Source organism: Pseudomonas soli, assembly GCF_900110655.1.
Lineage (GTDB): Bacteria > Pseudomonadota > Gammaproteobacteria > Pseudomonadales > Pseudomonadaceae > Aquipseudomonas > Aquipseudomonas soli.
The window spans coordinates 831,149-843,834 of sequence record NZ_FOEQ01000001.1 but is presented as its reverse complement, the minus strand read 5'-3'; the positions used below and the strand labels follow the sequence as shown (position 1 = coordinate 843,834).

General features: G+C 64.8%; 10 protein-coding genes. 6 read left to right on the top strand and 4 right to left on the bottom strand.

All coding sequences use genetic code 11. From position 1 onward, the window contains the following. The first annotated feature begins 22 nt into the window (after positions 1–22). From BMY03_RS03880 to BMY03_RS03855, 6 genes are all read left to right on the top strand, one after another. The gene (locus tag BMY03_RS03880) at positions 23–1,387 is read left to right on the top strand and encodes a DUF1329 domain-containing protein (protein WP_094010286.1); all 1,365 of its coding nucleotides are present in this window, start codon (positions 23–25) and stop codon (positions 1,385–1,387) included. A 210-nt stretch (positions 1,388–1,597) separates the two neighbouring features. Continuing rightward, positions 1,598–4,315, top strand: a complete 2,718-nt coding sequence (locus BMY03_RS03875; RefSeq protein WP_094010285.1) for a winged helix-turn-helix domain-containing protein — start codon at positions 1,598–1,600, stop codon at positions 4,313–4,315. Between the two features lie 310 nt (positions 4,316–4,625). Further along, complete coding sequence (locus tag BMY03_RS03870) at positions 4,626–6,233, top strand: tetratricopeptide repeat-containing response regulator (RefSeq protein WP_038707358.1); 1,608 nt, start codon at positions 4,626–4,628, stop codon at positions 6,231–6,233. Next, positions 6,230–6,922 carry a sensor histidine kinase gene (locus BMY03_RS03865; RefSeq protein WP_023631285.1) on the top strand — a complete coding sequence of 231 codons (693 nt, stop codon included), beginning with the start codon at positions 6,230–6,232 and terminating at the stop codon, positions 6,920–6,922. The genes BMY03_RS03870 and BMY03_RS03865 overlap by 4 nt, the downstream gene beginning before the upstream one ends. Positions 6,923–6,991: 69 nt before the next feature. Beyond that, entirely contained in the window at positions 6,992–7,636 is a 645-nt protein-coding gene (locus BMY03_RS03860; protein WP_094010284.1) for an MBL fold metallo-hydrolase, read from the top strand. 95 nt (positions 7,637–7,731) lie between these two features. Then, the gene (locus BMY03_RS03855) at positions 7,732–8,451 is read left to right on the top strand and encodes a YiaD family glycine zipper/OmpA-like lipoprotein (RefSeq protein ID WP_023631281.1); all 720 of its coding nucleotides are present in this window, start codon (positions 7,732–7,734) and stop codon (positions 8,449–8,451) included. Between the two features lie 48 nt (positions 8,452–8,499). Here the strand turns inward: BMY03_RS03855 and BMY03_RS03850 are convergent, their stop codons facing one another. Genes BMY03_RS03850 through BMY03_RS03835 form a run of 4 tightly spaced genes read right to left on the bottom strand, consistent with a single transcriptional unit; the run spans position 8,500 to position 12,669 of the window. Then, entirely contained in the window at positions 8,500–9,624 is a 1,125-nt protein-coding gene (locus BMY03_RS03850; protein ID WP_094010283.1) for an agmatine deiminase family protein, read from the bottom strand. Positions 9,625–9,628: 4 nt separating this feature from the next. Next, positions 9,629–10,723 (bottom strand): extracellular solute-binding protein, encoded by a 1,095-nt coding sequence (locus BMY03_RS03845; RefSeq protein ID WP_094010282.1) that lies wholly within the window; start codon positions 10,721–10,723, stop codon positions 9,629–9,631. A 3-nt stretch (positions 10,724–10,726) separates the two neighbouring features. Further along, positions 10,727–11,623 carry an N-carbamoylputrescine amidase gene (aguB, locus tag BMY03_RS03840; protein ID WP_038707359.1) on the bottom strand — a complete coding sequence of 299 codons (897 nt, stop codon included), beginning with the start codon at positions 11,621–11,623 and terminating at the stop codon, positions 10,727–10,729. Beyond that, positions 11,620–12,669, bottom strand: a complete 1,050-nt coding sequence (locus tag BMY03_RS03835) for an agmatine deiminase family protein (RefSeq protein ID WP_094010281.1) — start codon at positions 12,667–12,669, stop codon at positions 11,620–11,622. Before BMY03_RS03835 ends, aguB begins: the two co-directional genes overlap by 4 nt. Positions 12,670–12,686 lie beyond the last annotated feature (17 nt).

Sequence of the window (12,686 nt, the reverse complement as noted above, 5' to 3'; positions counted from 1 at the left end):
CATTGATCCAGGACGACAAAGAATGAAAATGACCACACGTCTGCTGCAAGCCGGTGTACTGGGCATGTCCCTGCTGGCAACCAGCGTCATGGCTGCGGTTTCCGCTGACGAGGCCGCCAAGCTGGGCGCGTCGCTCACCCCGATGGGCGCCGAGAAGGCCGGTAACGCCGATGGTTCCATCGGCCCGTGGGAGCCGCTGTCCAAGAGCGCCGGCAGTGCCGACGCCAAGGGCTTCCTCTCCGACCCTTATGCCAGCGAAAAACCGCTGTTCACCATCACCGCGCAGAACGTCGAGCAGTACAAGGACAAGCTTTCGCCTGGCCAGGTGGCGATGTTCAAGCGTTACCCGGATACCTACAAGATTCCGGTGTACAAGACCCACCGCGGCTCCACGGTGCCGGACGATGTCTTCGCCGCCATCAAGGAAAACGCCACCAAGACCACCCTGGTCGGAGGTGGCAACGGCCTGGAGAACTTCAAGACAGCCGTACCGTTCCCGATTCCCAAGGATGGCGTGGAGGTGATCTGGAACCACATCACCCGCTACCGTGGCGGCAGCGTGACCCGTCTGGTCACCCAGGCCACCCCGCAGCAGAACGGCTCCTACAGCCTGGTGTACTTCCAGGACCAGTTCGTCTTCCGTGACAAGATGAAGGACTACGATCCGGCCAACCCCGGCAACATCCTGTTCTACTTCAAGCAGGAAGTGACCGCTCCGGCCCGTCTGGCCGGGACCGTGCTGCTGGTCCACGAAACCCTCGACCAGGTCAAGGAACCGCGCAAGGCCTGGATCTACAACGCCGGCCAGCGCCGTGTGCGCCAGGCGCCGCAAGTGTCGTACGACGGCCCGGGTACCGCCGCCGACGGCCTGCGCACCTCCGACAACCTGGACATGTACAACGGCGCGCCAGACCGTTACGACTGGAAGCTCGAAGGCAAGAAGGAGATGTACATCGCCTCCAACGCCTACAAGCTGGACGATCCGAAACTCAAGTACAGCGACATCATCAAGGCCGGGCATATCAACCAGGACCTGTCGCGTTACGAGCTGCGTCGCGTCTGGCACGTGGTCGCCACGCTCAAGCCGGGCCAGCGTCATATCTATGCCAAGCGTGACTTCTATATCGACGAGGACACCTGGCAGGCCGCGGTGATCGACCAGTATGACGGTCGCAACCAGTTGTGGCGTGTTTCCGAGGCTCACGCCCAGCCGTACTACAACGTGCAGGTGCCGTGGTACACCCTGGAAGCCATCTACGACCTGCAGTCGGGTCGCTACCTGGCGCTGGGCATGAAGAACGAAGAGAAAAGTGCCTACAACTTCGGCTTCAGCGCCAGCAAGGCTGAGTTCCAGCCGGCAGCACTGCGTCAGTCAGGTGTCCGTTGAACCGTTAAACGCAAACTCCGTTTGATCTCCCAGAACGCCCCGGCTTGCCGGGGCGTTTCTGTTCCAGAGGTGTCCGCCGATCAGCATTGTTTCTTTTTGTTGTAGTCTTTTTCGCTCGATGCGTTTCCATCATCTTCAAATGCGCCGCGTTTGCCGCTAGTCTCGCAACCATCCGTACTGCCGCATTACTCCAATCAGAACGAGCCGGCCATGACAGATTTGTCCCGTACGCATGGAGTCGCCAGCCAGGCCCTGGGCCTGCTGGACGGGCGTTTCTTCCGTCCACCCCTGCCGGAGGCTCACGTCCTCCGAGCGCGCTTGTGCCAGCGCTTGCAAGGCGGGCTGGGCGGGCGTCTGCTGTTGGTGAACGCACCGGCCGGGTTCGGCAAGAGCTCGCTCGCCATCGAATTCTGCCAGGAGTTGCCCGGCCATTGGCGCAGCCTCTGGCTAGGGTTGAGCCAGCGCGATGCCGACCCGGGCCGTTTTCTCGAGCGCCTGCTCGAAGGGCTGCAGCAGTTCTGCCCGGCGCTCGGCGGGCAGGCCATGGGCCTTTTGAAAATGCGCCAGCGTCATCAGCCCTTCGCCTTCGAGGAATGGCTCGATGGCCTGCTTGATGAGCTCGCGCTCTATCTGCAGCCGGACACCCCCCTGCTGCTGGTCCTGGATGACTACCATCTGGCCCAGGGCCCGGTGCTCGATCGATGCCTGCAGTTCTTCCTCAATCACCTGCCTGCCGGGCTGGTCCTGCTGGTCACCAGCCGTCAGCGGCCCGACTGGCATTTGGCACGCCTGCGCCTGTCGCGCCAGCTGGTCGAGCTCAACGAGCAGGACTTGCGCCTGACTGCCGATGAAGCGTTGGCGGTGATTGGTCGTCAGCCTACCGGTCTGCGCGGCCAGGCCTTGGATAATCTGATCCAGCGCAGCGACGGCTGGGTGGCCGGGCTGCGTTTCTGGCAGCTGGCGGCCAGCGAATCCGGCGATGACAAAGCCTTGCCCCAGGCACTGCATGGCGGCGAGGGACTGATTCGTGACTACCTGCTCGAGGAGGTGATCGAAATCCTGCCGGCGCCCGTGCAGGCGTTTCTCTACGACACCGCCTGCCAGGAACGTTTCTGCGCCGAACTGTGCGATGCCCTGCGCGAGCGGCACGACAGTGCCGAGATCCTGCGCTACCTGCAGGCCCACCAGGTGTTCCTGGTGCCGCTGGATGAGCATGGGCTGTGGTTCCGCTATCACCATCTGTTTTCCGACCTGTTGCGCAGCCGGCAGGCCAGTGGCCCCCAGGCGGGGTTGCACTTGCGTGCCTGCCGCTGGTTCGAGGGGCAGGGCCTGTTGGATGAGGCGGTGGAGCAGGCCCTGCGGGCCGGCCATCTGGATGTTGCGGCGGACCTGGTACAAAGCCTGTCGGAGGAGCAACTGCTCGCCGAGCAGAATGTCGGCATGCTGCTGCGCTGGAAAATGGATCTGCCCGACAGCCTGCTGATCAGCACGCCCAGGTTGATTGTCCTGTACAGCTGGGCCTTGGGGCTTGCCTGCCAGCTGGACGCCGCCGAGGAGCTGGCGGCCTACCTGAGCCGGTTCCTGCCCGCGCCTTCGGCCACGGCGCAAAAATCGATGCTCGCCCAGTGGCTGGCCTTGAGTGGGGTCATCGCCCGCGGCCGTGGTGATCGCGAGCGAACCCTCGCCTATTGTGGCGAGGCGCTGCAGAGCTTGCCGAGCAAACGTTATGGGCAGCGCCTGGTGTGTCTGTCGACCTTGTCGAACCTGGCCATCGCCGATGGCGATTTCTGGCGGGCGCGGGGCTGGAACCGAGAGGCGCTCGAGCTGGCGCAACGGGTCGGCAATCCGCTGTTCGAGGCATTGGCCCATTACGACCGGGCGCGGGTGCTGCACGCTCGAGGCGAGATACTGCGGGCACTGGATGAAGTGCGCCAGGGGCTGCAAAGGTTGCAAGGCCTGTCGGGCCAACGCCTGTATGCGGTGCGCGCCCGCCTCACTTTGTACGAAGGCTACCTGTTGGCCACCCGCCTGCACTGTGCCCCGGGCCGTGCGCGTTTGCGCGCCGGGCTCAGCGAGGCGCGGAGCTGTCGCGATATCAGTGTCCTGATCGGGCATTGCGTGATCGCGTCGCTCGATGGGCGCGAAGGGCGGTTCGCCGAGGCATTCTCCGAGCTGGCCGAGGCCGAGCGGCTGATGCATATCTGGGATGTGCCGCCGATCTTCTACCTGGCCATGATTACCCTGGTGAAGTGCGAGCTCTGGTTGGCCCAGGGACGTACGGACCTGGCGGAGTCGTGGCTGTTGCGCCTGGGGCAGACCTACGGTGGCGAGCAGCCTGCCGCCGCGCCGGAGTTCCACCCCTTGTTGCCGCTGCATATCGAGTTGCAGCAAGCGTTGCTGGAGCGGGTGCTGGCCCGTGTCGACGATGCCGAAGCGAGGCTGCACAGGCTGATCGAGCGCGGGCAGGCCAGCGCTGGCATGACGCTGATGGTCAGCGCGCAGTGCCAGTTGATCGCGTTGCTCTTGGCCCAGGGGCGTGAGCCCGAGGCGGCCAAGCTGCTTGCGCAGGCACTGGAGGCCGCGCAGGGCGGTGCCTTGCAGGCATTCCAGCGCTTGATCGAGGAGCAGCCGCAATGGCTGCGCGAGCAGTTGGCCGGCCGTGCCGCCTGCCCCGTGCAGCGCGATCTGCTGACGCACCTGCCGCAAGCCCTCGTCGCCAGCACCTGCACCACCGAGGCCCTGAGCAGCCGTGAGTTCGCCGTGCTGGAGCTTATCGCCCAAGGTTGTTCGAACCAGCAGATCAGTGAGCGGCTGTTCATTTCCCTGCATACGGTCAAGACCCACGCCAGTCATATCAACAGCAAGCTGGGTGTGGAACGGCGTACCCAGGCGGTGGCCAGGGCCAAGTCCCTCGGGTTGCTCGTCTAGTGTCCTGTCTCGGAAATAAGCTGTTCACTTTTGGCGGCGTCTTGGGCGCCCGGCCCGCGTTGCCACTCCTCGCCAGAGCACTGCTATGACTCGTCGCGGCGCCTTGGCCGAACACCCAAGCCACTCGCCAAAAGAGAACGTATTTTTGAGACAGGACACTAGTGATCTGCGGCATGGGCGGCCGTTAACATAGCGGCACAAGGCTATCGCCGTTCCGGGCTCATCTTTCCCGATCCGCTGCCGATACACTTTTCGGCGATACGCATCGCCGTGCGCCACTTCCCCACTTCTTCCAATACAGGTCGTGTTGATGCTGCAGTATGGGCAAAAAAGCTTTCTGATCGTCGACGACTTTACCGACTTCCGCACCTCGACCCGCTCGATGCTTCGCGAGCTGGGCGTACGTGACGTGGACACCGCCGACAGTGGCGAACAGGCGCTGCGCATGTGCGGGCAGAAACGCTACGACTTCATCCTCCAGGATTTCCACCTGGGCGATGGCAAGAAGAATGGCCAGCAGGTGCTCGAGGACCTGATTCTCGACAAGCTCATCAGCCATGAGTGCGTGTTCATCATGGTCACGGCCGAGAGCAGCCAGGCCATCGTGCTCAGCGCCATCGAGCACGAACCCGACGCCTACCTGACCAAGCCCTTCAACCGTGTGGGCCTGGCCCAGCGTCTGGAGAAACTGACCCAGCGCAAGACCTTGCTAAAGCCCATTCTCCAGGCCCTGGATCGCAGCCGCCCGGCCGAGGTACTCGCCGCCTGCGCCGAGCTGTGCAAGAAAGACCCGCGGTTCGCCCCGTTGTGCCTGCGCTATCGCGCCGACGCCCTGCGCGACCTCAATCGCTTTGATGAGCTGGAGAAGTTCCTCAAGAATATCCTGGCCAGCCGCCCGCAACCCTGGGCCTACGCGGCGCTCGGCAGCCTGTTGCACAAGCGTGGCCAGAACGCCCAGGCCCAGGGCGTCTACGAGCAAGCCCTCAAGGCCTTCCCGATCATGCCCAACCTGTACGATGGCATGGCTGATGTGCTGGTGGCCCAGGGCGAAACCAAGCGCGCCCAGCACATGCTCGAGGAGGCCGTGCGCCTGTCGCCACTCGCCGTGCGCCGCCAGGCCGCGCTGGGCAAGCTGGCGCTGGATAACGCCGACTTCGAAAGCGCGTCCAAGGCCTATCGCCATGCGGTCAACCAGGGACAGAGCTCGCGCTACAAAGACGCCGAAAGCAATCTCGGCCTGGTCCAGGCGCTGATGAGCAAGAACACCGGCAACGGTCTCGATGCGCGCACCCGGGTGGAAATCAACACCGTGCTCAGCGAGGTGGCCAAGGAGAACGTCGAGGACCAGGGCCTGCAGGTGCGCGCCCGCCTGATGAAGGCTGCCAGCCTGCAGCAGGCCGGAGACCCGGATACCGCCGCCAAGCTCACCGAGCAGGCCATGCTGCGCCTGGAAAAAATGGATCAGTTTTTCTCCGTCGAGGCGGCGCTGACGGTGGCCAAGCAATTGCAGCAACTTGGTCAGGACGCGGCGGGCACCTCTATCCTCAAGGGCTGCGTGGAAACCTACGGGGACGACCCCAAGGTCATGCAGAGCGTCGCCAAACTCACCGACGACCCGCTGGTGCTGGGAGCGGTGACCGAAGCCGTGGACCTCAACCGTCAGGGCGTGCGCAGCTACCAGGGTGGCCAGCTCAACGAGGCGCTGGGCATGTTCCGCAAGGCGCTTTCGCTGCAGCCGAAGAACATCAGTATCGCCCTGAACACCGCCCAGGCCCTGCTGCGCATCGGCGGCGAGACGCCACCGCCGGCGTTGATGCAGGAGTGCCGCGACTGTCTTACCAGCGTGGCCGGCATTCCCGCCAGCGACAGCCGCTACGACCGTTATCGCAAACTGCACATCCGGGTCTTTGGCGCATGAACCAGGACAACCAGGGGCTGGATTTTTCCACGGTGATCGCCTCCACCGTGCACGACCTGAAGAACTCCCTTTCGGCACTGACCCACGCACACAGCCAATGGCTGGCGCGCCTGCCCGAGGAGCTGCGCGGCGGTACCGAGCAGGGCGTGGTGGAGCACGAGCTCAGCCACCTGAACGGCATGCTGGTGCAGTTGCTGGGGCTCTACAAGCTGGGCGTCAACCAGTTGCCCATCTGCCCGGACTACCACGAGCTGGACGACTTCATCGAGGCCCAACTGGCGGCCCAGGAAGATGTGATCAAGCATCGCGACATCCTCGCAACCTGGCGCATCGAGACCGAAAGCCCGTTGGGTTTCTTCGACCGTGAACTGGTCGCCTCGGTGGTGGCCAACGTCCTCACCAACGCCATCCGCTATGCCGGCCACGCCTTGTTGATCAGCATCGAGGAAGAGGGCGAGCAGCTGGTGATCAGCGTCAACGACGACGGCGCCGGTTATCCACAGCGTATGCTCGAACGCCAGCATGACTACGTGCAGGGCATCGATTCGCAGAGTGGCAGTACTGGATTGGGGCTGTATTTCGCGGCGCGGATTGCCGCGTTGCACGAGCGCAATGGCGTGCGCGGGCGGATCGAGATCGCCAATGGCGGGACGCTGGGGGGCGGGTTGTTCCGGTTGTATCTGCCTTGATTTGGTGAGAGGCAAGCTGGACCATGGTCATATTTGCTCTCTCTATCGACTGTACCGAGTTCCAGAACGATGAACCCATTGCCCGTTAGCCTCATCCGCGAAACCTTCCCCGTCGGCCCCTTGCAGTGCAACTGCACCTTGATCGGTGACCCGGTCAGCAAGCACGCCATCGTCGTCGACCCGGGCGGGGACGAGCAGAAGATCCTCGCCCGCCTGCAGCATCATAGCCTGACCCTGGTGAGCATCATCCACACTCACGCGCACTTCGACCATTTCCTCGCCTCGGGCAGGCTCAAGGAGCTGACCGGCGCCACGCTGCACCTGCACAAGGCCGACCAGCCGCTGTGGGAAAACCTGGAAATGCAGTGCCAGATGTTCGGCGTGCCCTATACGCCGGTACCGTCGCCGGACCAATGGCTGAGCGACGATGAGGCGCTGGCCTGCGGCTGCGGCGTGGCGTTGCACACCCCCGGGCACACGCCGGGCTCGATGAGTTTCTGGTTCGCTGAGCACAAGTTGCTGATCGCCGGCGATACCTTGTTCCGCCGTGGTGTCGGACGCACCGATTTGTGGGGAGGCGATCAGCGGGCTATCGTTCGTTCCATCAAGGAACGGCTGTACCGCCTGGATGAGGACGCCATCGTGGTGACCGGCCATGGCCCGGACACCCGCCTCGGCGACGAGATGCGCGAGAACCCCTTCGTGCGCGCCTGAGGTTTCATGGAATTTTTCCGCTGCGCTGCAATCCAAGGCTGGCATAGATCCGTAGTCGATCCGCTGCACTTTCGAATTTCAGTAGGAGCTTGTCCATGTTCACCATGCGTCGTCTGATTATCGTCGCTACCGCCGCCGCGCTGATGTCTGGTTGTGCCAGCCCCAACCCGTACGACAGCCAGGGCCAGGCGCAGGGCTCCACAGGGATGAGCAAGACCGCCAAATATGGTGGCCTGGGCGCGCTGGCCGGCGCCATCGCCGGTGCCGCCATCGACCACAACAACCGTGGCAAGGGGGCGTTGATCGGTGCCGCCGCGGTCGGTGCCGCCGCTGCCGGTTACGGTTACTACGCCGACAAGCAGGAAGCCGAGCTGCGGGCGCAGATGGCCAATACCGGCGTCGAAGTGCAGCGCCAGGGTGACCAGATCAAACTGATCATGCCGGGCAACATCACCTTCGCCACCGATTCGGCGAACATTGCCCCAAGCTTCTACTCGCCGCTGAACAACCTGGCCAACTCGTTCAAGCAGTTCAACCAGAACACCATCGAAGTGGTGGGCTTCACCGACAGCACCGGCAGCCGCCAGCACAACATGGACCTGTCGCAGCGCCGCGCCCAGGCAGTCAGCACCTACCTGACCTCCCAGGGCGTGGATTCGTCGCGGGTCAGCGTGCGTGGCATGGGCCCGGACCAGCCGATCGCCAGCAACGCCGATGCCAACGGCCGTGCGCAGAACCGTCGGGTCGAGGTCAACCTGAAGCCGATCCCGGGCCAGCAGTATGACCAGCAAGGGACCGTGCAGCAGTATCCATAAGCGCCGGATTGGCGATGCCGGGGCTGCGCGCCAGCCCCGGCAATTGCGCTAGATCGCCGGGCACTGGTTGGTCACGCAGTGAATCCCGCCCCCTCCCGCCGCAATGGCGTCGATGTCCAACTGCACCACCTTGCGCCCCGGGTACAGCTTCACCAGCAACGCCCGCGCCTGCTCATCGGCACTGCGGTCGCCGAACTGCGGGGCGATCACCGCTCCGTTGATCACGAAATAATTGATGTACCCCGCCGCGAAATCCGGATTGTCCTCGTTGAACTTGCTGCGCCTTGGTTTCAAGGGCGGCGACATCGTATGCACTTGTAGCTTGCGCCCGTCGGCATCGGTGGCGTTGCGCAGGATCTCGAGGTGCTTGAGTGTCACCTCGTGGTCGTAGGAGTCCGGATCGTTGTCCAGGTTCGCCACCACCACGCCGGGCGCGGCAAAGCGAGCATAGAAGTCCACGTGGGCATCAGTGATGTCCTTGCCCTTGATGCCCGGCAGCCAGATGATCTTGCGCAGCCCCAGCCGCTCCTTCAGTTCCGCCTCGATCTGGGCCTTGCTCCAGCTGGGGTTGCGGTTGCTGTTGATCCAGCTGCTCTCGGTCATGATCCCGGTGCCATGGCCGTCCACTTCGATACCGCCGCCTTCGCCCACCAGCTCGCTGCGCTGGTACTGGGCACCAGCCAACTTTGCAACGCGGGCTGCGAGCTTGGCGTCATGGCGGTGTTGCTGCTTGCCGCCCCAGCCATTGAAGTTGAAGTCCACGGCGCCCAGCGCGCCATCGTCATCGACCACGAAGTTGGCGCCGATGTCGCGCATCCAGATGTCGTCCAGCTCGGTCTCGACGTAGGTGATGTTGTGGCTGCCGCATTCCTCCTCGGCAATGTCGCGTTCGCTGGCGCGGCAGAACACTGTCACCGGCTGGTAGGCAGCGATGGCGCGGGCGATGCGCCCGAGGGCAGCCTGGACGTCTTCGGTGAAGTCTTCCCAGATGGCGTCCTGGGCGCCGAAGGCGATGTAGGCGCGCTGGTGCGGCTCACCCTCGTCGGGCATGAACCAGCGGCCTGCTTCGCTGGCGCGGGCGCTGCCGCTGGCGAAGGGTAGGCCGAAGCCGGCGGCGGCACCGAGGCCGGCGACGACGCTCATGTGTTGGAGGAAAGTGCGGCGAGTGGGCATGGGGTCAGTCCTGTGCGGTCTTGAAACGGGTCCAGACACGCATGCGCGCGCGCATGTCGGCCTGGGGGATGTCCTTGCCCGGGATCAAGCGGGTGAAGGTGGCATCGCTGAGGTAGATGTCCGGGTTGTCACGCAGGCGCGCGTCCACCTGCGACCGGGCCTTGGCACTGGCAGTGGGGTAGCCGGTGAAGTTGCTGATCGCGGCCATGTTCTCCGGGCGCATGACGAAGTTGATGAAACGATAGGCGTACTCCGGGTGCTTGGCATCGGCGGGGATAGCCATGGTGTCCATCCACACCGTGGTGCCTTCGCGAGGCACGCGGTACTGGAAGTCGATGGCCTTGCCCGCGGCCTCGGCGGTGCGCTGGGCCTGGATCACGTCGCCGCTGTAGCCCAGCGACAGGCAGGTGTTGCCATTGACCAGCTCGGTGACCGGTTGTGACTGAAGCTTGCGCACGTACGGGCGGATGCCCTTGAGCAGCTCGCTGGCGGCGGCCAGGTCTTCACGCTTGGCGCTGCGCGGTTCGCGGCCCAGGTAGTGAAGCACCACGGCCAGCACTTCGTCGGGCGAGTCGATCATCGAGATGCCGCAGTCGGCGAACTTGGCCGCCAGCTCCGGCTTGAACAGCAGGTCGAGGCTGTCGAGCGGGGCGCCGGGCATGCGCTCGCGGATCTTCTTCGCGTCCATGGTCAGGCCGATGGTGCCCCAGGTGTAGGGCACGGTGGCCTGGCTGGCCTTGGGGTAGCGGTCGTGCAACTGGCGCAGGCCAGGCTCTATATCATCGAGCGCGCTCAGCTGCTTGCGATCCAGGGGCCGCAGGCTGCCGGCGCGCATCAGCCGTTCGGCCACGGTGTCGCCAGGGAAGACCAGGTCGTAGCCGCTGCGCCCGGACATCAGTTTGGCCTCGAGCACCTCGCTTCCGTCCATGACGTCGTAGATCACCGGGATGCGGGTTTCGGCGGTAAAGCGCTTGAGGGTGTCTTCGGCAAAATAGTCGGCCCAGTTGTACAGGCGCAGGGCGTCCTGTTCGGCCTGGGCAATACCGGCACAGGCCAGCAGGGCGGCGATGGCGAGCAGTTTCGATGGACGGCTTGGCATGGTTCAGGCCCTCGCAGTCGGTGGGGTACGGCCGTCAAGGGTCAGCAGCGGCGCATACATGTCGGGGCGGCGGTCGCGGTAGATGCCCCAGCTCAGGCGGTCTTCGCGCATGCGCGCCAGGTCCAGGTCGTGCAGCCAGACGCCGCTGTTGTCGCGGTCGGCCTCTTGCAGCATCGCGCCCTTGTGGTCGCAGATGAACGACGAGCCGTAGAAGCGCATGCTCAGGCTGTCGTCGCTGCGCGCCACTTCATGGCCGACGCGGTTGGCGGCCACCACTGGCAGCAGGTTGGCGGCGGCATGGCCACGCATGGCCATCTGCCAATGGTCGCGTGAATCCAGTTCGGCGGCGCCAGGCTCCGAGCCGATGGCAGTGGGGAACAGCAGCACTTCGGCGCCCATCAGCGCCAGGCAGCGGGCCGTCTCGGGGAACCACTGGTCCCAGCAGATGCCGATGCCCAGGCGACCGAAGGCTGTGTCCCAGACCTTGAAGCCGGTGTCGCCGGGGCTGAAGTATTCCTTTTCCTGGTAGCCGATGGCGTTGGGGATGTGGGTCTTGCGATACACACCCAACAGGCGCCCGTCGGCATCGGCCACGGTCAGCGAGTTGAAGAAGGCGTTGCCGGCCCGTTCGTACCAGCTGAGCGGGAGCACCACGCCCAGTTCCTTGGCCAGCGCGGCGAAGCGCTTGAGCAGCGGGCTGTCGTGGTAGTCCTGGGCCAGGGCCTGGTGGCTGTGGCACTGCTCGATGCAGAAGTACGGGGTGGCGAACAGCTCCTGCAACAGGATCACCTGGGCACCCTTGGCAGCGGCCTGGCGCACCAGTTGTTCGGCGTGGTCGAGGTTGGCGGGCAGGTCCCAGCTGCAGGCCATCTGCGTGGTGGCGATGCGCAGCGTGCTCATGGGCGCGCTCCTTGCCAGGCCGGCTGCTGCTGGGTGATGCAATGGATGCCGCCACCGCCGTGGGCGATATGGTCGATGCGCACCGGTACCACTTCGCGACCGGGGAAGGCCAGGGCCAGTTGCTGCGCCGCGGCCTGGTCGGCGTCGATGCCATAGGCCGGCATGATCACCGCGCCGTTGGCCAGGTAGAAGTTGGTGTACGAGGCGCAGAACACCTCGGCTTCGGTGTCCACGGCCGCGGTGGCCTCGAACAGCTCGAGCAGTTCGAACGAACGGCCCTGGGCGTCCGTGGCCAGTTCCAGCGCGCGGCGGTTTTCGCGGGCCACTTCGGCATACACCGAGCCATGGTCGTGGGTGGCGTCCACCAGTAGCACGCCGGGGCGGGCGAAGGCGCACACGCCATCGACGTGACCGTCGGTCATGTCGCCGGTGACGTACTGCGGGTCGCCCGGCAGCCAGATGGTCTTGCGGATGCCCAGCAGGCGGGCGAAGCAATCCTCGAAGTCAGCCTTGCTCAGGCCCGGGTTGCGGTTGGGGTTGAGCAGCACCGATTCGGTGGTGATCAGGGTGCCTTCACCGTCCACATGGATGGCGCCGCCTTCGTTGCACAGCGGAGTGCTCAGGCCTTCCAGGCCAAGGTGGTCGAGGATGCGCCGGGCCAGGCTGCGGTCCTTGCCGTGATCGGACTTGCCGCCCCAGGCGTTGAAACGCCAGCTCAGGCCCGCCACGCCGTGTTGCGGGTGGGTCAGGAAGGTCGGGCCGCTGTCGCGGCACCAGCTGTCGTCCACGGCCAGCTCGACCAGCTCGATACCGGCGCCGCACAGTTCGCGGGCGATGGCCATGGCCGACGGATCGACCACCATCTTCACCGGCTCGAAGCGGGCGATGGCGGAGGCCACTCGGGCGTAGTCGCGCTGCACGTCGGCCAGGGTCACGCCCCAGCCCGACTCCCACAGAGGTTGGTTGTGCGGCCAGATCATCCAGGTGGCGGCGTGGCGGGCCCATTCGGCGGGCATGCGCCAGCCGCTGTCGAGGGACAGGGTCATAGTGAACTCCGATCTAT

Excerpts from the sequence above, each read along its gene's own strand:
- aguB (WP_038707359.1), bottom strand. The coding sequence starts at position 11,623 with ATGAGCACGCTGCGCATCGCCACCACGCAGATGGCCTGCAGCTGGGAC.
- BMY03_RS03880 (WP_094010286.1), top strand. The coding sequence starts at position 23 with ATGAAAATGACCACACGTCTGCTGCAAGCCGGTGTACTGGGCATGTCC.
- BMY03_RS03855 (WP_023631281.1), top strand. The coding sequence starts at position 7,732 with ATGTTCACCATGCGTCGTCTGATTATCGTCGCTACCGCCGCCGCGCTG.
- BMY03_RS03850 (WP_094010283.1), bottom strand. The coding sequence starts at position 9,624 with ATGCCCACTCGCCGCACTTTCCTCCAACACATGAGCGTCGTCGCCGGC.
- BMY03_RS03870 (WP_038707358.1), top strand. The coding sequence starts at position 4,626 with ATGCTGCAGTATGGGCAAAAAAGCTTTCTGATCGTCGACGACTTTACC.
- BMY03_RS03875 (WP_094010285.1), top strand. The coding sequence starts at position 1,598 with ATGACAGATTTGTCCCGTACGCATGGAGTCGCCAGCCAGGCCCTGGGC.
- BMY03_RS03860 (WP_094010284.1), top strand. The coding sequence starts at position 6,992 with ATGAACCCATTGCCCGTTAGCCTCATCCGCGAAACCTTCCCCGTCGGC.
- BMY03_RS03845 (WP_094010282.1), bottom strand. The coding sequence starts at position 10,723 with ATGCCAAGCCGTCCATCGAAACTGCTCGCCATCGCCGCCCTGCTGGCC.
- BMY03_RS03835 (WP_094010281.1), bottom strand. The coding sequence starts at position 12,669 with ATGACCCTGTCCCTCGACAGCGGCTGGCGCATGCCCGCCGAATGGGCC.
- BMY03_RS03865 (WP_023631285.1), top strand. The coding sequence starts at position 6,230 with ATGAACCAGGACAACCAGGGGCTGGATTTTTCCACGGTGATCGCCTCC.